20 protein-coding genes and 1 other annotated feature are annotated in these 20291 nt (G+C 32.8%); of the genes, 10 read left to right on the top strand and 10 right to left on the bottom strand.

The window, feature by feature from the left end:
* Positions 1 to 74: 74 nt before the first annotated feature.
* Entirely contained in the window at positions 75 to 1034 is a 960-nt protein-coding gene (gene galT / locus ACY3JM_RS06410; protein WP_463082042.1) for a galactose-1-phosphate uridylyltransferase, read from the top strand.
* A 2-nt stretch (positions 1035 to 1036) separates the two neighbouring features.
* Positions 1037 to 2182 (top strand): galactokinase, encoded by a 1146-nt coding sequence (gene galK / locus ACY3JM_RS06405; protein WP_463082043.1) that lies wholly within the window; start codon positions 1037 to 1039, stop codon positions 2180 to 2182.
* Here galK and cimA read toward each other — a convergent pair.
* From cimA to ilvB, 8 genes are read right to left on the bottom strand one after another with little or no spacing between them, the layout of a single operon-like run.
* Positions 2179 to 3753, bottom strand: coding sequence for a citramalate synthase (cimA, locus tag ACY3JM_RS06400; protein ID WP_463111160.1), 1575 nt, complete (start codon positions 3751 to 3753; stop codon positions 2179 to 2181). The genes galK and cimA overlap by 4 nt on opposite strands.
* Before the next feature lie 6 nt (positions 3754 to 3759).
* The gene (gene leuB / locus ACY3JM_RS06395) at positions 3760 to 4854 is read right to left on the bottom strand and encodes a 3-isopropylmalate dehydrogenase (RefSeq protein ID WP_463083631.1); all 1095 of its coding nucleotides are present in this window, start codon (positions 4852 to 4854) and stop codon (positions 3760 to 3762) included.
* A complete protein-coding gene (gene leuD / locus ACY3JM_RS06390; protein WP_463083632.1) occupies positions 4851 to 5351 on the bottom strand; it encodes a 3-isopropylmalate dehydratase small subunit in 501 nt (166 codons plus the stop codon). Before leuD ends, leuB begins: the two co-directional genes overlap by 4 nt.
* Before the next feature lie 2 nt (positions 5352 to 5353).
* Positions 5354 to 6628 carry a 3-isopropylmalate dehydratase large subunit gene (gene leuC / locus ACY3JM_RS06385; protein WP_463111159.1) on the bottom strand — a complete coding sequence of 425 codons (1275 nt, stop codon included), beginning with the start codon at positions 6626 to 6628 and terminating at the stop codon, positions 5354 to 5356.
* Between the two features lie 39 nt (positions 6629 to 6667).
* Positions 6668 to 8179 carry a 2-isopropylmalate synthase gene (locus ACY3JM_RS06380; RefSeq protein WP_463082046.1) on the bottom strand — a complete coding sequence of 504 codons (1512 nt, stop codon included), beginning with the start codon at positions 8177 to 8179 and terminating at the stop codon, positions 6668 to 6670.
* A 23-nt stretch (positions 8180 to 8202) separates the two neighbouring features.
* Positions 8203 to 9198: a ketol-acid reductoisomerase gene (ilvC, locus tag ACY3JM_RS06375; protein WP_463082047.1), complete on the bottom strand. Its 996-nt coding sequence runs from the start codon at positions 9196 to 9198 to the stop codon at positions 8203 to 8205.
* 26 nt (positions 9199 to 9224) lie between these two features.
* A complete protein-coding gene (gene ilvN, locus ACY3JM_RS06370) occupies positions 9225 to 9707 on the bottom strand; it encodes an acetolactate synthase small subunit (RefSeq protein ID WP_148807603.1) in 483 nt (160 codons plus the stop codon).
* A 16-nt stretch (positions 9708 to 9723) separates the two neighbouring features.
* Complete coding sequence (gene ilvB / locus ACY3JM_RS06365; RefSeq protein ID WP_463082048.1) at positions 9724 to 11397, bottom strand: biosynthetic-type acetolactate synthase large subunit; 1674 nt, start codon at positions 11395 to 11397, stop codon at positions 9724 to 9726.
* A gap of 43 nt (positions 11398 to 11440) precedes the next feature.
* Positions 11441 to 11662: a binding site (T-box leader), on the bottom strand.
* Positions 11663 to 11913: 251 nt separating this feature from the next.
* Here ilvB and ACY3JM_RS06360 point away from each other — a divergent pair.
* From ACY3JM_RS06360 to ACY3JM_RS06325, 8 genes are all read left to right on the top strand, one after another.
* Positions 11914 to 12723, top strand: coding sequence for a PilW family protein (locus tag ACY3JM_RS06360; RefSeq protein ID WP_276900190.1), 810 nt, complete (start codon positions 11914 to 11916; stop codon positions 12721 to 12723).
* Between the two features lies 1 nt (position 12724).
* Positions 12725 to 13297 (top strand): PulJ/GspJ family protein, encoded by a 573-nt coding sequence (locus tag ACY3JM_RS06355; protein ID WP_149123122.1) that lies wholly within the window; start codon positions 12725 to 12727, stop codon positions 13295 to 13297.
* 30 nt (positions 13298 to 13327) lie between these two features.
* On the top strand, positions 13328 to 15250 hold the full coding sequence (locus tag ACY3JM_RS06350; RefSeq protein WP_462786250.1) for a DUF7305 domain-containing protein: 1923 nt from the start codon (positions 13328 to 13330) through the stop codon (positions 15248 to 15250).
* Entirely contained in the window at positions 15247 to 15831 is a 585-nt protein-coding gene (locus ACY3JM_RS06345) for a pilus assembly FimT family protein (RefSeq protein WP_149123120.1), read from the top strand. Before ACY3JM_RS06350 ends, ACY3JM_RS06345 begins: the two co-directional genes overlap by 4 nt.
* 146 nt (positions 15832 to 15977) lie before the next feature.
* Positions 15978 to 17687, top strand: coding sequence for a DUF4900 domain-containing protein (locus ACY3JM_RS06340; RefSeq protein ID WP_463111158.1), 1710 nt, complete (start codon positions 15978 to 15980; stop codon positions 17685 to 17687).
* A complete protein-coding gene (locus ACY3JM_RS06335; RefSeq protein WP_463082050.1) occupies positions 17684 to 17926 on the top strand; it encodes a hypothetical protein in 243 nt (80 codons plus the stop codon). Before ACY3JM_RS06340 ends, ACY3JM_RS06335 begins: the two co-directional genes overlap by 4 nt.
* Before the next feature lie 17 nt (positions 17927 to 17943).
* On the top strand, positions 17944 to 18504 hold the full coding sequence (locus ACY3JM_RS06330) for a type IV pilus modification PilV family protein (RefSeq protein ID WP_463111157.1): 561 nt from the start codon (positions 17944 to 17946) through the stop codon (positions 18502 to 18504).
* A complete protein-coding gene (locus ACY3JM_RS06325) occupies positions 18501 to 19262 on the top strand; it encodes a pilus assembly FimT family protein (RefSeq protein ID WP_463111156.1) in 762 nt (253 codons plus the stop codon). Before ACY3JM_RS06330 ends, ACY3JM_RS06325 begins: the two co-directional genes overlap by 4 nt.
* On the opposite strand, the gene ACY3JM_RS06320 is transcribed toward ACY3JM_RS06325, so the two are convergent.
* Positions 19259 to 19789, bottom strand: a complete 531-nt coding sequence (locus ACY3JM_RS06320; RefSeq protein WP_463111155.1) for a hypothetical protein — start codon at positions 19787 to 19789, stop codon at positions 19259 to 19261. The two genes, ACY3JM_RS06325 and ACY3JM_RS06320, sit on opposite strands and share 4 nt — an antisense overlap.
* Positions 19790 to 20272, bottom strand: coding sequence for a hypothetical protein (locus ACY3JM_RS06315; RefSeq protein ID WP_463111154.1), 483 nt, complete (start codon positions 20270 to 20272; stop codon positions 19790 to 19792).
* Between the last annotated feature and the right edge of the window lie 19 nt (positions 20273 to 20291).

Raw genomic sequence — 20291 nt, 5'->3', positions numbered from 1 at the left:
TAAAAAGATAGAAACAAAAGAAGATGGTAGGCTTATGTATTATTACGATTTTGAATTAGAGGGAGAGATTAACGATGAGCAGTGAACTTAGATGGCATCCATTTTTAAAAGAATGGGTAATTGTGGCTGGTAAGGTCCAAGAAAGACCTGTTCTTCCAGCAAGAAATGCATGCCCATTATGCTATGGAGGTGTAGAGATTCCAAAACCTTTTGATATAGCAGTTTTTGAAAATAGATATCCATCCTTAACAAAAGAAACTCCTGATATTATACCTTGGGAAGATGATTTGTATAAATTAGAAGAGGGAAGAGGAGTATGTGAAGTTGTTCTTTATACTATGGATCATGATTCCTCCATGTCGAGAATGCCCTTAGAACAAATAGAAAAGTTAGTTTTAGTTTGGGAAGACAGATACAAGGATTTAGGAAGTCTGGATTTTATAAAATATGTTTTTATATTTGAAAATAGAGGAGAGATTATAGGTGTAAGTTTACACCACCCGCATGGACAAATATATGCTTTTCCTTATATTCCTCCAATTATAGAAAAAGAGATTATATCAAGCGATGAATTTTATAATCAAAAGAATAAATGTCTCTTTTGTTCAATTCTGGAAAGAGAACTTAGTGAGGGAGTAAGAGTTGTATATGAGAACAAACATTTTGTAGCTTTTATGCCCTTTTATGGAAGATATCCTTTTGAATTACATATATACTCTAAAAGACATGTAGGATCTCTTTCAGAGATGACATATGCTGAAAAAATATATCTTGCTGAAATAATTCAGAAAATCACAAAAGCCTATGATAATGTATATGGCTTTAACTTTTCCTACATGATGGTTTTTCATCAAAAACCTGTAAAAGGTGACTTTCCTAATTATCATTTTCATATAGAATTTTATTCCCTACATAGAGCAAAAGACAAAATAAAATATTTAGCAGGAGTAGAGTCGGGTGCCGGAACTTTTATAAACCCTTTATCTCCAGAAGAATCTGCTGAACTTATGAGGGATAGTATAAGGAGGCTTTAAAGATGCTTGATGAAACCATTAAGAGGATTTTTGACGATATAGAAGGATTTAGAATTTTTAGAGCTCCTGGAAGAGTAAATCTCATAGGTGAACATACTGATTATCATTATGGATTTGTGTTACCAGTAAGTATTGATAGATATTTTTATTTTTGCATTAAGGAAAATAATCTCAATAAATTTAGAATATATTCGGAAAATTTTACAGAACTTTATGAATTTGACTATGACTCTATCAAATATGATCCCGAAAAACTTTGGATAAATTATTTAAAAGGAGTTATCAATGAAATTATAAAACTGAAAGGTAAAATACCTTATTTTGACGCATTAATATATGGCGATATACCAATGGGATCTGGACTTTCAAGTTCTGCAGCCTATGAAGTTGCTGTAGCTTTTGGAATAAATACTTACTTTAATCTTGGAATAGATAAAAAAGAGATTGCTAGATTATCTCAAAGAGCTGAAAATAATTTTGTGGGTGCACCATGTGGTATTATGGACCAGTTTATCGCTACTTTTGGTAAAGAAAATACAGCCTTGTTTATCGATACATTAACTTTGGATTTTGAGAATGTACCTTTTGATCTAAATAAGAGAAATTTAAAATTAGTGGTGGTTGATACAAAAATTAAGCATTCTATTGCTGGTGAAGGATACTCTACAAGGAGAAGGGAAGGGGAGGAAGCCTTAAAAATTCTTAGGAAATATCTTCCCATAAATTCACTTAGAGACTTAAATGATGAAAGTTTTAAAATATCACAAGAAGTCTTGCCTTCACCATTAAAAGAAAGAGTCGCTCATGTTTATAACGAAAATAAAAGGGTTGTTGCTTTTGTTGATGATCTCAAAAGGAATAATTGGGAAAATCTTCCTAAATATATGTTAGATTCCCATTTAAGTTTAAAGTATCTCTATGAGGTTACTTGTGAAGAATTAGATTTTTTAGTAGAAAAAGCCTTAGAATATGGTGCATTTGCATCGAGAATGACAGGTGGCGGTTTTGGAGGATCAACAGTAAATTTAGTTCATCAAGACATATTAGATAAATGGTCTGATAACATTTCTAAGAGCTATAGAGAAAAATTTGGTTTTGATCCAGGAATTTTATTACTAAATATCTCAGATGGGGTGCGGGAGATTTAAATCTCCCGCATTTTTAGAATTCCATATTCTATACTCTGGACTAATGCTTCCCAGCTTGCTTCGATAATATTAGTTGAAACTCCCACAGTACTCCAAGTTTCTCCTTTAAAATTAGAAGAATCAATTAATACTCTTACCTTTGCTGCAGTACCTGTACCTCCATTAAGTACTCTGACTTTGAAATCTGAAAGATGAATGTTTTTTAACTCTGGGTAGAACTCAATAAGAGCTTTTCTCAATGCTTGATCTAATGCATGTACAGGACCATCCCCATCGGCTGCAACGTGAACCACATTATCTCCGATTTTTAATTTTAATGTTGCTTCAGTAATAGTTTCACCTTTATCTCCAATTTTCTCTATAATAACTCTCAATCCTATTAGATCAAATAATTTAGTTTCTTGCCCTAAGGCATGTCTTACTAAAAGCTCAAATGAAGCTTCTGCACCTTCAAAATAGTAACCCTCATTTTCAAGATGGGTAATCTGTTCTAATATCATTTTTGCGAGAGGTGAATCTCTATCAATATCAATATTTAATTCTTTTACTTTTGATACTATCGTACTTGTACCTGAAAGTTCAGATATGAGAAATCTTCTTTTATTTCCTACTTTTGATGGATCAATATGTTCGTAAGACCTGGGATTTTTTAACACAGCATTTACATGCACTCCACCTTTGTGAGCAAAAGCACTTCTTCCAACAAAAGGAGCAGTAGGATCAGGAGGAAGATTTGCCACTTCAGAAACCCAATTAGCTAAATCTGTAAGCTGAGCTAATTTATCTTCTGGAAGTACCTCATATCCCATTTTTAATTGAAGAATTGGAATTATTGTACATAGATTTGAATTTCCACATCTTTCTCCATATCCGTTTATAGTTCCTTGAACCTGTGTAGCTCCTTCTCTAACTGCTATTATTGAATTAGCAACTGCAACACCACTATCGTTGTGAGTATGAATACCTAAAGGAACTTTTATTCTCTCTTTTACTTTTTTCATAATTTCTTCTACTTCCCATGGTAGTGTACCACCATTTGTATCAGCTAATACAATCCAATCAGCTCCTCCTTCGACTGCAGCATCTAATGTAGCCAAAGCATATTCCGAATCAGACTTGAAGCCATCAAAGAAATGTTCAGCATCATATATTACTTCTTTATTATGACTTTTTAGATATTTAACTGAATCATATATCATTTTAAGATTATTATCTAAAGTAGTTTTCAAAACTTCCATAACATGAAGATCCCAAGTCTTTCCAAAAATTGTAACCACAGGGGTTTCGCTTTCTAAAAGAGATTTTAAATTAGCATCATCCTCCGGTGTTACCTGGGCTCTTCTTGTACTCCCAAAGGCTGCTATCTTGGCTTTTTTAAGTGGTATTTCCTTAATTCTTTTGAAGAAATTTAAATCCTTAGGATTAGAACCTGGCCATCCTCCTTCTATGTAATCAAAACCAAATTCATCAAGTTTTTGAGCTATTCTAATTTTATCTTCTAAAGAAAAAGAAATTCTTTCACTTTGAGCTCCATCTCTTAAGGTAGTATCATATAAAAAGATTTTTGTCATGAATTACTAAGCACCTCCTTCAATTATCTTACAAACCAAATCACCCATTTCTTCTGTACTTACTAATTGCTTTGCGTAGGGATTTCCTGTAAATAAATCTTGTGTAAAGTATCCACTATCAATTACTTTATCCACTGCATTTTCTATATCCTTTGCTTCTTTTTCTAAGTCAAAAGAATAACGGAACATCATAGCCACAGAAAGAATTGTTGCCAAAGGATTTGCTATATTTTTTCCTGCAATATCTGGAGCTGTACCATGAATAGGCTCATATAAACCTTTTGTCCCTTCCCCTAAACTTGCTGAGGGTAACATTCCTATTGAGCCTGTAATTACTGCTGCTTCATCACTTAAAATGTCTCCAAAAGTATTTTCAGTAAGAATTACATCAAACTGTTTAGGATTTCTTACAATCTGCATAGCACAATTATCTACGTACATATGCTCTAAATTCACATCCATGTATTCTTTACTTACTTCATCCACAATCTTTCTCCATAACCTTGAACATTCCAATATATTCGCCTTATCTACTGATGTAACTTTTTTATTTCTTTTTTGAGCCATTTTAAAAGCCACATGAGCAATTCTTTTTATTTCAGAAGCTTTATATGTCATAGTATCTATAGCCATTTCTTCTCCATTTTCAACCCTTATCTCCTTGGGTTTTCCAAAATATAGTCCTCCGGTAAGCTCTCTAACTATTACAAAATCTACTCCTTTTAAAACCTCTGGTTTTATAGTAGATGAAAATGAAAGTTTTTCAAATACTTTAATTGGCCTAATATTAGCAAAAAGATTAAAGCCACCTCTAAGTTTTAAAAGAGCTTTTTCAGGACGTTTTTCACCCGGAAGATTGTCCCACTTAGGTCCACCTACAGCTCCAAGTAGTATAGCATCGCTTTCTTCACATAATTTCCATGTCTCATCAGGCAAAGGATCTCCATATTTATCAATTGCTTCTCCTCCAACAATACCCTCTAACAATTCAATCTTATGCCCATATTTTTTCTCAATAGTTTTAATAACTTTAATAGCTTGCTTAACTACTTCAGGACCTATGCCATCACCAGGAAGTACTGCTATCTTAAGCTTCATTATTTCCCTCCTTTAATTCTTTCCTTAGCAAAATTAATTAGACCACCTTTTTTAATTATTTCTTGAATAAGGGGAGGGAAGGGGAATGTTTTAAAAGTCTCTCCCGTTGTTATGTTCTTTACAATCCCATTATCAAAATCTACTTCTATTTCGTCTCCTTCTTTTATTTTATCAACTGATTCTGGTACCTCCAATATTGGTAAGCCAATATTTATAGCATTTCTATAAAATATACGAGCAAAGGATTTTGCTATTATACATTGAACTCCAGAAGCTTTAATTGCAATAGGGGCGTGTTCCCTGGAAGAGCCACAGCCAAAATTTTCTCCTACTACTAATATATTTTTTTCTTTTACTTTATTTTTAAAGTACAAATCAAGATCTTCCATACAATGTTCAGAAAGTTCCTTAGGATCGGTTGTATTTAAGTATCTTGCAGGGATAATTACATCGGTATCAATATTGTCTCCATATTTTAATGCAAACCCTCTAAACACCATCATTACTCTTTCACCTCCACTTCCCATGGAGCAGCTATTCTTCCAAGAATAGCAGAAGCAGCTGCTACTGCGGGATTAGCCAAATATACTTCACTTTTCGGATGCCCCATTCTACCAACAAAATTCCTATTAGTTGTTGCTACAGCTCTCTCACCATCTGCCAATACTCCCAAATGTCCTCCTAAACACGGTCCACAACTTGGTGGTGTTATTGAAGCTCCAGCTTCTAAAAATATTTCTAATAAGCCTTCTCTTAATGCATCCATATATATACGCGGTGTGGCGGGTGTTATTATAAGTCTAACATCAGGATGTACCTTATGCCCTTTTAAAATTTTAGCTGCCATCCTTAAGTCTTCAATTCTTCCATTAGTGCATGACCCTATATAGACTTGATCTATATAAATGTCTTTACTTATTGAAGAAATCGGCTTTACATTACTTGGTAGATGAGGAAAAGCTACAACAGGCTCCCACTTACTTACATCCCATTCATATATTTCTTTATAATTAGCATCAGGATCACTTTTATAGAATTTATACCCTCTTTTTGCTCTTCCTTTTACATATTCTAATGTGATTTCATCGGGTTCTATTATTCCGTTTTTTGCTCCTGCTTCAATAGCCATATTGCATATAGTAAGCCTATCAGACATAGGAAGGGTTCTAATGATTTCACCTGTAAATTCCATTGCTTTATATCTTGCACCATCAACTCCTATATATCCTATTGTTTGTAGTATTAGATCTTTTCCAGTTACCCACTGTGGTAATTTTCCATAATAAACAAATTTTAAACTTTCTGGAACTTTAAACCATATTTCTCCAGTTGCCATAGCATAAGCAAAATCGGTACTGCCTACACCTGTTGAAAAGGCTCCTAATGCTCCGTAGGTACATGTATGAGAATCAGCCCCAATAATACAATCACCTGGTAATACTAAACCCTCCTCAGGGAGTAAAGCATGTTCAATTCCAACTCTACCGACCTCATAATAATATTTTATATTATGTTTTTTTGCAAAATCTCTTAACATTTTACTTTGCATAGCTGACTTTATATCTTTATTAGGCGTAGAATGGTCTGGAATTAAAGCAATTCTTTCAGGATCAAATACCTTTTCTGCCCCAAATTTTTCAAATTCTTTAATTGCAAGTGGACCTGTAATATCATTAGCAAGAATAAAATCAAGTTTTGCAAAAATTAATTCTCCTGGATATACTTCTTTTCTTCCAGAATGATCTGCTAATATTTTTTCTGTTATTGTCATTCCCATTTATCTAAAAGCCTCCTTTTTTTTACGAAACTTATTCTGTTAATCTTTACCCCTAAACATAATCATTTGATTAATAGCCCTTAAATAAGCTTTTGCACTTGCTTCTACGATATCAGTACTTGACGCCCTACCAACATAAAAGTTTCCGTCTTTATCTGATATCTTTACCACTGCTTCTCCTAAAGCATCAGTACCACCAGTAATAGACTTTAATGAGAAATCTTCAAGATTATGCTGTATTTTTACCGCCTTTGATATAGCTTTATAAACAGCATCCACTGGACCATTTCCTATCTCTACAGATTTTATTGTTTCACCATCTTCTGCAATGATTACAGTTGCAGTTGGTACTATTCCTATTCCGCTGACTACTTGAAGATGTTCTAACTTATAAAATTCAGGTATAAGTCTCATTTGATTAGATACTATTGCCTCAATATCCCTGTCTGTAATTTCTTTCTTTTTATCAGCCAATTCTTTGAACTTCTTAAAAGCTTCCTCCAATTGATCTGCTGACAAATTATAACCTAATTCTTGCAATCTCTTTTCAAAAGCATGTTTGCCTGAATGTTTACCAAGGACTATTCTACTTTCAGGTATACCTATCATTTTAGGATCTATAATTTCATAAGTAGTTGGATCTTGAATTATTCCATGTTGATGGATACCTGATTCATGAGCAAAGGCATTTTCTCCAACTACTGCTTTATTAGGCTGAATAGGAATACCTGTTAGAGTACTTACTAATTTGCTTGTTTTATATATTTCTTGAGTATTAATACCTACTTCATAAGGAAGTCTTCTTACTTTTATTGCCATAATAATTTCTTCCATGGCTGCATTTCCAGCTCTTTCACCCAATCCATTTATTGTACATTCTACTTGTTCTGCTCCATTTATTATTGCAGAGAGAGAATTAGCAGTAGCAAGCCCTAAATCATTATGGCAATGTACACTAACTATAACTTTATCTATATTTTTTACATTTTCTTTCAGCCTCTTAATAAGTTCACCAAATTCCCAGGGTAAGGCATAACCAACTGTATCAGGTACATTTATGACAGTTGCTCCAGCCTCTATAACAGCCTCAAACACTTTACATAGAAAATTAAAATCACTTCTAACTGCATCTTCTGCTGAAAACTCCACATCACTACAATATCTTTTTGCATATTTAACAGCTGAAACAGCTTGTTCAAGAACCTCATCTCTTGTTTTTCTTAGTTTTTTCTCAATATGTATATCAGAAGTGGCAATAAAGGTATGAATCCTAGGAGATTCTGCTCCTTTTATAGCTTCCCATGCTCTATCAATATCTAAAGGAATAGCTCTTGCAAGAGCAGCAATAATAGATCCTCTTACATTATCTGCTATATTCTTTACAGCCTCAAATTCTCCAGGAGATGCAATTGGAAATCCAGCTTCAATGATATCCACATTAAGCTTAGCAAGTTGTTTTGCTATTTCTAATTTCTCTTCCTTATTTAAGTTAACTCCAGGGGTTTGTTCTCCATCCCTCAAAGTTGTATCAAAGATGTATACCTTTGACATAAAAACTCACCACCTTAAATTAATTACTTTTTCTTTAACCAAGGCATCATTTCTCTTAAGATTTTTCCAACCTTTTCTATTAGATGTTCCTCATCCTTTTTCAAAAGAGCATTAAAAACTGGTCTTCCTACTTGATTTTCAAGTATCCATTCCTTTGCAAATTGTCCACTTTGTATTTCATACAATATCTTTTTCATTTCTTTTTTAGTCTCTTCATTAATAATCCTTGGACCTCTTGTTATATCACCATACTTAGCTGTATCTGAGATGGCTTTTCTCATAAAGCTTATACCACCTTGGTTTATAAGATCCACAATAAGCTTCATCTCATGTAAACACTCATAATAAGCAACTTCTGGCTGATAACCTGCCTCAACAAGAGTCTCAAATCCAGCCTTAATTAACGCAGTAACTCCACCACATAATACTACTTGTTCGCCAAAAAGATCTGTTTCTGTTTCTTCTTTAAAGGTGGTCTCTATTACCCCTGCTCTTGTAGCTCCGATACCTTTGGCATAAGCAAGAGCAATTTCTTTAGCTTTTTGAGAATAATCCTGATATACGGCAAACAATGCAGGTACTCCTTTACCTTCTACATATAAATCTCTTACAAGTGGTCCAGGCCCTTTAGGAGCTACCATAAATACATCAACAAAGGGTGGGGGAACTATTTGGGAAAAATGTATATTAAATCCATGAGCAAATCCTAAGGCTTGATTTGGTTTTAAATATGGCATTACTTGATTATTATAGATATGTGGTTGTTCTGTATCTGGTATTAAAAACATTATTATATCGGCTTTTTGTACAGCATTCTCTATTTTTTCTACGTTCATACCTTCCTCTACAGCTCTTTTCCATGATTCACCGTTAGGTCTTACTCCCACTATAACGTTGAGTCCACTGTCCTTCAAATTTCTGGCATGGGCACGACCTTGACTACCATAGCCAATAATAACAATAGTTTTACCTTTAATGATATCTAAACTAACATCTGAATCATGATAAACCTTTGCCATAGTAGAACCTCCTCATATTAAAGTTTTCATAATTTTAATCCTCTCTCCATAACAATCTTTCCAGTACGTACCATTTCCTTAATTCCGTATGGCTCCAAATTCTTCTTAAAGGCATCTATTTTCTCGCTATCTCCAGTAACTTCAATAATAAGATCCTTATCACTAACATCAACTATACTTGCCCTAAATATTTCAACTAAATCTATAATAGCCCTACGAGTTGATGCATCTGATTTAACTCTTATTAAAGCGAGTTCTCTTTCTACAACAGGAACACCTGTAAAATCATTAACTTTAATAACTTCTATTAGTTTGTAAGCTTGCTTTGTTATTTGCTCTAATACCTTTTCATCTCCATTTACAACTAATGTAATACGAGAAAGATTAGGAGTTTCTGTGGTATTAACTGCTAAACTCTCTATATTATAACCTCTTCTACTAAAGAGTCCTGCAATTCTTGCTAATACTCCAGGCTTATTTTCTACAATTAATGATAAGGTATGTTGCATAAAACATTCGCCTCCTTTAGTCAATCATCATTTTATCAATAGAACCACCGGCTGGGATCATAGGAAAGACATTAGCTTCCCTTTTTACTTTAATATCTACTATTACTGGAGCATCGTTTATATTCAGTGCCCACTCGATAGCATCTTCTAGTTCATCAATTTTAGTAACTTTTCTCCCATATGCTCCATATGCATCTGCTAATTTTTCAAAATCAGGAGCTACATCTAATAATGTACATGCATATCTCTTGTTATAAAAAAGTTCTTGCCACTGTCTGACCATGCCAAGACAGCTGTTATTTAAAACAAAGATCTTAACAGGTAGTTTCTCTGCTGAGGCAGTAGCTAATTCCTGAATATTCATCTGTATACTTCCATCACCTGCTATATCAATAACAATTTTATCTTTATTTGCTATTTTGGCTCCTATTGAGGCTGGAAATCCAAATCCCATCGTTCCTAAGCCACCAGAAGTAATAAATTGTCTAGGTCTTTTTACTTTATAAAACTGGGCAGCCCACATTTGATTTTGTCCTACTTCTGTGACTACTATAGCTTCTCCTTTGGTTTTTTCATAGATTTTTTCAATTACATACTGGGGTACTATTTCATCATCATACCATCTATATCTTAAAGGATACTTAGTCTTCCATTCTTTAATCTTTTCCCACCAGATAGGATTATGTTTTGGCTCTACTATCTCGCACAATTTCTCTAAAGCTCTTTTAGCGTCTGCCACAATAGGTATATCAACAGAAACATTTTTACCAACTTCAGCTGGATCTATATCTATATGAATTATCTTAGCATGTGGAGCAAAGGTTTCTACTTTTCCTGTAGATCTATCACTAAATCTTACTCCTATAGCAATAATAAGATCACTTTCATTTATAGCATAATTTGCATAAGCAGCCCCATGCATCCCTATAAATCCACAACATAACTCATGATCTTCTGGTATAGAGCCTTTTCCCATTAATGTGGTTACTACAGGAGTATTAATTTTTTCTGCAAATTTAATAAGCTCTGTAGAAGCATCTGAAGATATTACTCCACCACCTGCCAGTATAATTGGTCTTTCTGACTCTTTTATTAATTGGGCAGCTTTTCTAAGTTGTAATGGATGTGGTTCATAATTAGGACGATATCCAAGAAGTTCTACTTTGTTAGGTACAGAGTATTCAATTTTTGAAGAAAATACATCTGCTGGAATATCAATTAAAACAGGACCTTTTCTACCTGTTTTTGCTATATAAAAAGCTTCTTTAATTATTCTTAGTGCCTCACTTGGATCTTTCAATAGATAATTATGTTTAGTAATTGGCATGGTTATACCACGGGTATCTACTTCTTGAAATGAATCTTTTCCTATAGCAGAAGTTCTTACCTGTCCAGTTATAGCCACGATTGGAGTAGAATCCATATATGCTGTTGCTATACCTGTCACTAAATTGGTAGCTCCTGGGCCAGAGGTAGCCACACATACACCAACTTTACCTGTTGATCTCGCATAACCATCTGCAGCATGAGCTGCACCTTGCTCATGCCTTACTAATACGTGCTTAAGGGTAGAATTATATAATGCATCATAAAAACTTATGACAGCACCACCCGGATAACCAAATAATATTTCAATCCCTTCTTCTTCCTGCATATATTTTATTATTGCTTCAGCTACTGTCATCTGCATGATATTTTTACCTCCTTTCTTAAAATAAAAGCTTCTCAACCACAACAAGGATGAGAAGCTCCCACGGTACCACCTTTATTGCCTTAAGATAATTATACTTAAGGCCTCTCTTCTCTTTAACGCAGAGATACGTGAAATCCTACTAAAAGTTTCAGATTTCAAGCTCCGAGGCGAGTTCTATAGACCGCAACACCAGGTCACACCAACCCCCTGGCTCTCTGTAAAATATGCAAATCTACATACTGCTCCTCTTCATCGCCTTTGATTTTTTATATTTAATCAGGAATATTATCATACAAAATTTTTTTTGTAAAGAGGGTTAGATGAAATTTTTATATGAATTTTCCTATTTTTATTTTTACTTCCGATAATATATATTATGTAAAGTTAAAAGCATAATAAATCAACTTTCTTTATTTATTTAAACAATTGAATAAAAATTATAAATTTTTGGTATAATTTATAAAAAGTAAAAAGTAATCAGTACTAAAGGAAAATAGATACAACATTAGGGTGATGGGTGTGACTTTAATTAAAAAATTGAAAGGGTTTTCTTTGGTAGAACTTCTGGTAAGCATGACTATTTTGCTTATTATTATGAGTTTTTCTCTTCCTGTTTTTATCTCTTCTGGAGAAAAAATAAAAAAAACAGAGCTTTCAGAGATGGCAAAAAATATAGCCTTTTTTACTGTTGAATATATAAGATCAAGAAATGTTAATTATCAAAATAATCCAGGAAAAGGATCTATTATAGATGCCAAATATGGATCCACATATGGTACTAGTTATACATTGGGTAATGATTCTTATCATTATTATCCTGGGCTTGTAGATATAAACGGCGATCCATTAGTCATAAATGTTAATCCTTCTCTTCCTTATCAAACTTATAATGATAAGCCTCAATCTTTCTATTCTGTCCTACAAGGATTTGTTCCCTTTGGAGCTTCTGATGCCAACCTCGATAATGGAAAAGATAAAACTACTAATTTAATTCCTTTGGTTAAATATTCTAAAAACATATCCAAAAATCTTTTCAAGGCAAAAGGAACTTATATACCTAAAATTTATACAAATGATGTTGAAAAAACTAATCCAAATTCTCCTGACTATGATCCTCACTACACTAACGATGCCAGTTTAATAAAAAGTACCATGAACTATGAAGGTTTTAGGATTCTTACAAGAATTATAGCAAGAAAAAGATATACTAGTGATCCAGAACATGTCCAATTTTATGATGTTCTTGTAAGAGTCTTTTGGATTTATGGTGGTAAAGAATACTCTTATGAGGTAGCAAATCAAATAATGACTTGGGGAGATTAGGATGAAAATTAAAAAAGATAAAGGTTTTACCCTTGTAGAGACTTTAATAGTTATTGTTATATTCATGATCATTTTCTCTTTAATATTTGGTGCTCTTCTCTATTCTTTTCAAATATCCCGTTCCCAACAAATATATAATGAAATTCTCGATGATATGAGTATTTTCATTCAACAACTTTCTAATGATTTAAGACAAGCTTATACTATAACTTTTCCTTCCTACTCAAGCTTAAATGATAGTACTTCTGACTTTAGTCAGAGCAGGCTTATTGAATTTAGTACTATAGATGAAAATAATCATATTAGAAAAATTGTTTATCTACCTGGTACTGCCAACTCAAGGGGAATGAGATCTATTCTTTATTCTCTAAATTTATCTAACGATAATGGAACTACTTTTCAACAAATAATAAATAGCCAACCATTAACAGAGAAAGTTTTTAGAAACGTAATTATAAGGAGACCCTTTTGGGATCCAAGAGTTGTAGAGGTGGAAATTTTCGCAGAATCTATTCTTCCTTATGGAAATACCATGAGTATATATAGGACTTTTCTAATTTCTCTAAGGCAATAAATAATTTTTCTGACTGGGGGGAGTTTAGCTATGATTAAAATTAAGGAGAAAGGGTATTCGACTATTGTATTGGTGATTTTTCTTGGTTTCATACTTCTTGGAATCTCGATAACTCTTCTTAATACTGCTTTGACTAAGGATGTTCTTTTTAGTGAGGAAAAAATGTCGGATAATTTACTTGTCGTATGTGATTTGATGCTTGATAATACTCTACTTACTATAAACGATTTTTCTAAACTACTACTTTCATCTGTACTTGACACAAACTCAGATATTTACAGGGGTTTAAATATAATATCCCAAAAACTAACTGACGAAAATATGATCAAAAAAGCATCAGCTTATTATACTTTGAGTTTACTTCTTTCTAAAATCAATGGTGGAGAAGTAGTTGATCTAAACACTACATTAAACCCATATAGTGCTGTAGGAGCAGATTATAGCAATTATTCTCAGGCTATTAAAAGTTCTGGGTCTCTTTGGGATATTTTAGATAATTATGGAAGTTACTTGTACGATCTATCCGAAAAGAAATTATACAAAGTAGTTGGATTAAATAATAGCGGAATGTATTATTTAATTCCAAACGTATCCGAAATAAATGAAAATACTTTGGTACAAGAATTCTATTCAAATAATACATATCGTTTATCTACCTTAGATAGTAATCTTAGAACAACCAATCGTTGGGTTGTCTTAAGGACTAATGTTCAATACACTGATGACAGTGGGAGTAATGGAGAATTTCATATAAGAATTACTGGATATTATTTAAACAACCCAAGTAAGATTAGGTCAATTTATTCCTCCGCTAAAATTGGAAGTATATTAGCACAAATTATTAAAGATTATACTAATACTATAATACCGCCCGCTTTTACTCATGCAGTCTGGTCTGGAAATGGCCTAACTATAAATGGAGATACTAAAATATATTCGGGAAATATATCTCCCAATGGTACCTATACTACTCAGTATAGTAATGGAGATCTATACGTAGACGGAACAGCAAACTTGGGGGGAGGAGCAAAAATATATGGCAATGTAATAACCTCACTACCTCAAGAAGCAAATCCTGTTAATATAATAGAAGGTGGTACATACATAGGAGGACAAATAATTTACAATCAAAAAGAATCATTGCCACAAATACCCCTTCCTTTAGAGGATCAGATAAAACAGATAGCAAGCTCATCAGGAGTTATTCATAATGGATCTTTAACCACTTACAATAATTATAGTCTTGTAGTAAACGGAAGAACTTACAATGGGACAAATGTACCTTATTATATAAATGGAGCTTTAACTTTAAATGCTGTTGGAAACGTGAAAATAAATCCTACTTCAACCAATCCCCCAGTAGCCTTGTATATTAATGGTAATCTTACTTTTAATGGTGATTGTACTCTTGAATTTTCATCTCCAGGCGTTATATGGGTAAATGGAGATGTAACTTTTAATGGAATAGTCAAGATAAAAGGTTCGGGTACTATAATTTCCACTAAGAAGATACAATTTAATGGAGCTCAGGGAATAAAATACTTGGATGATAAAAGTATTTCTGCCCTTGTTTCTCTTGGACAAGGATCTAATGGTGGAATAGTAGTAAATGGAAGTGTAGAGTATCATGGACTAATGTATGCTCCTTATAGTAACGTCACCTTTAATGGTGAATCTACTATATTTGGAGCTGTCATTGGTGGGGGTTATGGAGGTACCCAGGGAGTTACTTTTAATGGAAAGCAGAATATAATTTATGACAATAGGCTTGCTAATAATACCATTGCTCCACCTCCATTAATGGGAGAGCCAAAGAAGTATGTTAGTGTTTCTTTTGAAGTTACATCTTCAGCAGGAAAGGTATTAAGGAATAAATGGTCAGAGATTATAACTAAAACTGTTTCTGAAAATTATATAGGATCTTTAAATCCTATAGTTAGTGTAAAGCTATGAGAAAAGGGTTTAGCTTAATAGAATTATATATTGTCCTTGCTGTTTTAGCTATTATTGCAATAATTGGTGTTCCGACTCTGCGAAATTTTTATGAAAGAAAAGCTTTGGAAAATACAATTTGGCAACTTGCTCAAGATTTAAGGATCGCAAGAGAAAAAGCTATTACTCAACAACAAGACCTTATTGCGTACATTGGTGAAGATGAATATTATGTTGAATTTATGCAATATGGAATGCTACAAAATCCTCAAACTTATAATTTACATTTTGTTCCAGGAGATACAACCTCTAGATACTTTAAGAATGTAAAGTTTCCAAGAAACATAAAAATGCAATTGGTATCACCTACTCTAAACATAAATGGCAAAAACTATTTGGTAATTGTATTTAAAGCAGGTGGAAATACGGATGAGATTAGAGGGCAGGCGAAGATTGTTAATTCATTAAATGGCAGAAGATTGTCTTCGGACACTAATATTACAAGTAATAATGGTTTAGTAATAACAGGTAAAAATTTAACTATAAATCTCTCTTATTCTATAAAGATAACTACTACAGGTAAGATTGCGATGATGTATTAAGATTATAGTTTGAATTTATATTTAAATTAGCCATTAGAAATTCTCACACTTCTTTTGAATTTAAATAAAGAAAGGTTTATTTTTTGTTTTTTATGTGTATAATATATTTTAGAAAGACCTTAAATATTAATAAGGAGTGTTAACAAATGAGAGGTAAAAAGGGGGAGAAAGGAGATATAAGCTTAATCACGGCGATTACCTTTGCTATCTTTATTACTGCTTTGATTGCCCTTGTTGTAAACTTCCCTATTGAACAATCCTTTTTTACCCGTAGAAATCAGGCAAGAGATCAAGTGCTTTATGCTACTCAAGTCGGTATTAAAACTGTTCTTACTACAGCCAGATATTACCTAAAAGACCAATTGACAAGGCGAAAACTAACAGATATAGATAGTGATTTTCTCTCATATGTTCTATCAAAAAATAACTCAAACCTTGTTAATACAATTAATTACATTTATACCAGTACATCTCAAGTAGATCCTACTACTGTTTACTCTATATTAGATTACTCTTTTAGTTTGGCAAGCTATAGTGCAGTGGTAAGAGGTGGGACGACCGATGAAATTAGCTATACTTATGTATATACAATAACCTGTTTGGGTCGAAAAATAAACTTTAATCCACCTATTAGCCTTGAGGTAACAGTAACAGGTAAAATTGAGGGAGTATTGAGAAAGGAAAATTTTGCAAGATTTGCATTATTTACTGATAGACATGTAATGGGAGATGGTACAACAAGAGTTTGGTTTACAGACAGGACAAGATTCTATGGTCCTGTCCATACCAATGGAGAATTTGCTTTTGCATATACACCACAATTTTTTGATGAAGTGTCTTCCTATTCACGAACAGCTCTATTTTACAATGGAGGAAATCAAAGAAGGCTTGATGCGGATAGTAATCCTCCAAGAGATATTCCCTATTTTGCAAAAGGATTTGTCAGAGGTGCTCCTGCAATTAATCTTCCTACCGTAGCTTATACTCAGCTTTACGCTGCACTATCCTACTTCCCTAATGATAATTTTCCAACCTATTCACCCACATACTCTATTATAAGACAGTACCTTGGTCTACCCGTTAGTAATCAGGCACCTGATAATGGAATATATACCATAACAATAGCCAATGGTGGAGGAATATATGTACAGGGTGATGCAAGTATAGAACTTGGAAAAGATTCATTAGGAAGAGCAGTTTATACTATAACCCAAGGATCAAATACTTATGTATTCACTATTGATACCCAAAATAATAAAACTTATGTAAAAATAGGTAGTAAAACTATAGAAATAAATAAAATTCCCAATGGAGTAATCTATGTAAATGGAAGTGTCACAAGTATAAAAGGCATAGTGCAAAAAGATCAAAGAATTACTGTGGTTGCTAAAAGTGGTATAACTATAACACATCATATAACCTATGAGGAAGATCCAAGAAACAATCCCGATGCTATAAATGTACTTGGACTCCTCGCAGAAACTGGCAATATAATTCTTGATCCTAAAAATAGTAACGGAACTCCACTACAAGATCCTAATATCCATGCAGTACTTATGGCCCCCAATGGGGTGGTACAAGTAGCTAACTATAACACTAGGTCTCCTGCGGGAGATGTGCACCTTTTAGGTGGTATTATATCCAAAAATTATGGTGCTTTTGGTACATTTACCACCGATAGAAATGGTAATCCGGTTCCTCAAAGCGGTTATGGGAGAGATTTCTGGTATGATTATAGAATGCGTACTGGGTATGCACCTCCATATTTCCCTACTACTAATAGAACTATTCAGGAAGGTAATCCTCAAACCCAGAGATGGGTAACTATAGATTCATGGGTGGAGAGCTGGAGATGAAAGATTTAGATAGAATATTGCTAATAATCAGTATAGGCATATTTATAGTGATTCTCATATTTAGATTGATACCTTCAAAAACCGAAGAATATTCATCTATGGAAATAAAGAGTAAAGTAGAAAGGGATATTAATTTGGAGATTGAAGAGAAAAATACATATACAAATCCAATCAAAAAGGAGAATGAGAATCATAATAAAAGAGGTCCTTATCCTCCATTTGTGGAGTTTACCGAGTAACCTTAGGGGGTGATGGTATGAAAAATAAAAGAGAAAAAGGACAATCCTTAATTGGAGTGGTAATTTTTGCTATAATTTTGATGGTTCTTGTCTTAGGAGCAACAGGAGCAACAGTGTTAAGTTTTACCTTAAATAAAAGATTGAAAGATAGAGCTGAAGCTCAAGACATAGCTAAAAACATCATAGAAACAATTAAGGTTTGGTCTGGGAATAGTCTTGATAACTTTTTATCTTTAAATGAAAATGAAAAGCAGAATGTCCAAGGGGCGATCCCAGCTATTCCAACAATATGTCCAGCTATTCCAGCTGATCCTTCAGGTGGTGATATGATCTATACACAATTCATGAGCATACCTCAAGTAAATGGATCTCCCAAATATGCTGTACAATTTTTAATTAAGGATTACTATCAACCTGGAACTTCCACAGTCATACTAAAGAGAATTACAATTAGGGTATATTACACAAAAAGAGATGGAAAAACTGATACCAGTTTCCACAAGCCAGGACCTGGAAGTCCACCAAAAAGATATGAAAATCCATTAGCTGAAATTGTAGGAGTTATTTCAAGGCCATGAAACAAGGAATGTCTTTACCAGAATTAATAATATCAATTACCATTCTTTTTATAGTATTAGCTTCTGCTTTTAGTATGTGGTTTGCTATACAAAGGGATCTTATTGTTCAAAGGCTCGATAGAGAAATGTATGATCAACTATCTACAGCAAAGTCTCAAATATTAGATTCGGTTCTGAAAAGTATTTTCATATATCCTCCTGATGTGAATATTGTTTTGAGGGATAATTCTCGTTTTAATTTGAATATAAATGAAAAAGTATCCTATAATAAACTATTAACTATTTCACCCACATCAGGAGGATATTATTTAAATGCATATTTATCTGTACCAAGAAATCCTCAAGATGCATTGTTACCAAATTCAAGAATGCTCCTCTATTACAAAAAATTTATAAACTGGGCTCCTCAATATAATACTTTTACTTTAACTGTTGTAGAAACAGGAGGAACTAGAGTTATTAAACTTGCAAAAATAATTAATTATCCTACAAACATTACCTTTACTACTGGTGAAGGACCTAAGGTTATAGCTGATTATATAATAAATAATGGATTTACAGTAAATTATTATGTTGTTGATGTAACATCAGCTTACACATATACAACCTATACAAACTCCATAACATCGAGAAGTATAAATATACAACAAGTGGAAGTAACTATAAGAGCTCAAAGAAGATATCAAAATATCTACAGAAATAAGGAGATAAAATTTAAAGGTGCAGTCTTTTTAGAAGAACTTCCTATAGCTTATTAAATTCTCATTTTTAATTTATAAGAAATATTTCCTTTCCTTAATATTACCTCTCCTTTTTCCACATCTATATTATAAATCTTATATCCATCTATTTGATTTCCTTTCTCTAAAATTGTGCCTTTATCTTCTCCTACTTTTTCAAGAATGACTAATTCTTTTTCTTCTCCTTTTAAAATACCTTTAAGCTCATATGGAAACTTATCCTCAGAAGATTCTTTCTCCTCTACAAAAAGATTATTAATAGTTTTTATATTTTGACTTGTAGTTGTATTTTTTTCTTCCTTTACTTTTACAAGAGGAGCGAAAGGATCATCTCTCCCTAATACTAATTTATAGCTTTTTAATGGTTTTATATCAGGTAGTTTTATATTAACATTTTTGTCTGTTTCCAAGGAAGCTTTTTTCACATTTACAATTTCTATATAATCTTCCTTAGATATTATCCTATCTACATTTAACACTAAATATGTATTTAAACCCATGGATATTATTAATAATGATCCTAAAAAATATTCTAATTTAGTCACTTATTCCTCTCCTCCTTTAAGAATATATATATCAAAGGATGTATATAAGATAAGGTTACCATTTTCATTATTTGTTAATTGTATTTGGGTAAAACTTATAGGATAGTTCTGGTTATAAAGATTTCTAAAGAAATCTAAAAATTGATTATAGCTTCCTACTAATCTTAATTCTATAGGTAGTTTTTGCATTTTTAGTGGAAAATTTTCTGGTAAATCTTTCACATCTTCCATATCCCCTGGTTTTATTTCAAAAGATTTTATATTATTTTTCTTTATTACTATACTTAAATCTTTATAAAAGATAGGGATCTCATCCTCTCTTAGAAAAAGAAAATTTCTATCAGCAAAAATCAATTTCTTCCTCTCCTCTATTTTATTTAATGTATCCCTAAGAATAGTTAAACTCTCAATAGTATTCTCTAACTCTAATCTCTTATTTCTATAAAGGTTCACCAGTTTATTAACCTGACTATATTTAGGCATTATAAAAAGGATTAAGCCT

The organism is Dictyoglomus sp. SSW (assembly GCF_055181335.1).
This window is presented reverse-complemented; position numbering and strand designations above follow the sequence as displayed.

What these genes read in the sequence shown, in the direction of transcription:
- cimA (WP_463111160.1), bottom strand. Translation starts at nt 3,753, where the DNA reads ATGACAAAAATCTTTTTATATGATACTACCTTAAGAGATGGAGCTCAA.
- ilvN (WP_148807603.1), bottom strand. Translation starts at nt 9,707, where the DNA reads ATGCAACATACCTTATCATTAATTGTAGAAAATAAGCCTGGAGTATTA.
- ACY3JM_RS06360 (WP_276900190.1), top strand. Translation starts at nt 11,914, where the DNA reads ATGGGTGTGACTTTAATTAAAAAATTGAAAGGGTTTTCTTTGGTAGAA.
- ACY3JM_RS06325 (WP_463111156.1), top strand. Translation starts at nt 18,501, where the DNA reads ATGAAACAAGGAATGTCTTTACCAGAATTAATAATATCAATTACCATT.
- leuC (WP_463111159.1), bottom strand. Translation starts at nt 6,628, where the DNA reads ATGGGAATGACAATAACAGAAAAAATATTAGCAGATCATTCTGGAAGA.
- ACY3JM_RS06380 (WP_463082046.1), bottom strand. Translation starts at nt 8,179, where the DNA reads ATGTCAAAGGTATACATCTTTGATACAACTTTGAGGGATGGAGAACAA.
- ilvB (WP_463082048.1), bottom strand. Translation starts at nt 11,397, where the DNA reads ATGCAGATGACAGTAGCTGAAGCAATAATAAAATATATGCAGGAAGAA.
- ACY3JM_RS06350 (WP_462786250.1), top strand. Translation starts at nt 13,328, where the DNA reads ATGATTAAAATTAAGGAGAAAGGGTATTCGACTATTGTATTGGTGATT.
- galK (WP_463082043.1), top strand. Translation starts at nt 1,037, where the DNA reads ATGCTTGATGAAACCATTAAGAGGATTTTTGACGATATAGAAGGATTT.
- ACY3JM_RS06330 (WP_463111157.1), top strand. Translation starts at nt 17,944, where the DNA reads ATGAAAAATAAAAGAGAAAAAGGACAATCCTTAATTGGAGTGGTAATT.
- ACY3JM_RS06345 (WP_149123120.1), top strand. Translation starts at nt 15,247, where the DNA reads ATGAGAAAAGGGTTTAGCTTAATAGAATTATATATTGTCCTTGCTGTT.
- ACY3JM_RS06340 (WP_463111158.1), top strand. Translation starts at nt 15,978, where the DNA reads ATGAGAGGTAAAAAGGGGGAGAAAGGAGATATAAGCTTAATCACGGCG.
- galT (WP_463082042.1), top strand. Translation starts at nt 75, where the DNA reads ATGAGCAGTGAACTTAGATGGCATCCATTTTTAAAAGAATGGGTAATT.
- leuD (WP_463083632.1), bottom strand. Translation starts at nt 5,351, where the DNA reads ATGGTGTTTAGAGGGTTTGCATTAAAATATGGAGACAATATTGATACC.
- ACY3JM_RS06355 (WP_149123122.1), top strand. Translation starts at nt 12,725, where the DNA reads ATGAAAATTAAAAAAGATAAAGGTTTTACCCTTGTAGAGACTTTAATA.
- ilvC (WP_463082047.1), bottom strand. Translation starts at nt 9,198, where the DNA reads ATGGCAAAGGTTTATCATGATTCAGATGTTAGTTTAGATATCATTAAA.
- ACY3JM_RS06315 (WP_463111154.1), bottom strand. Translation starts at nt 20,272, where the DNA reads ATGCCTAAATATAGTCAGGTTAATAAACTGGTGAACCTTTATAGAAAT.
- ACY3JM_RS06335 (WP_463082050.1), top strand. Translation starts at nt 17,684, where the DNA reads ATGAAAGATTTAGATAGAATATTGCTAATAATCAGTATAGGCATATTT.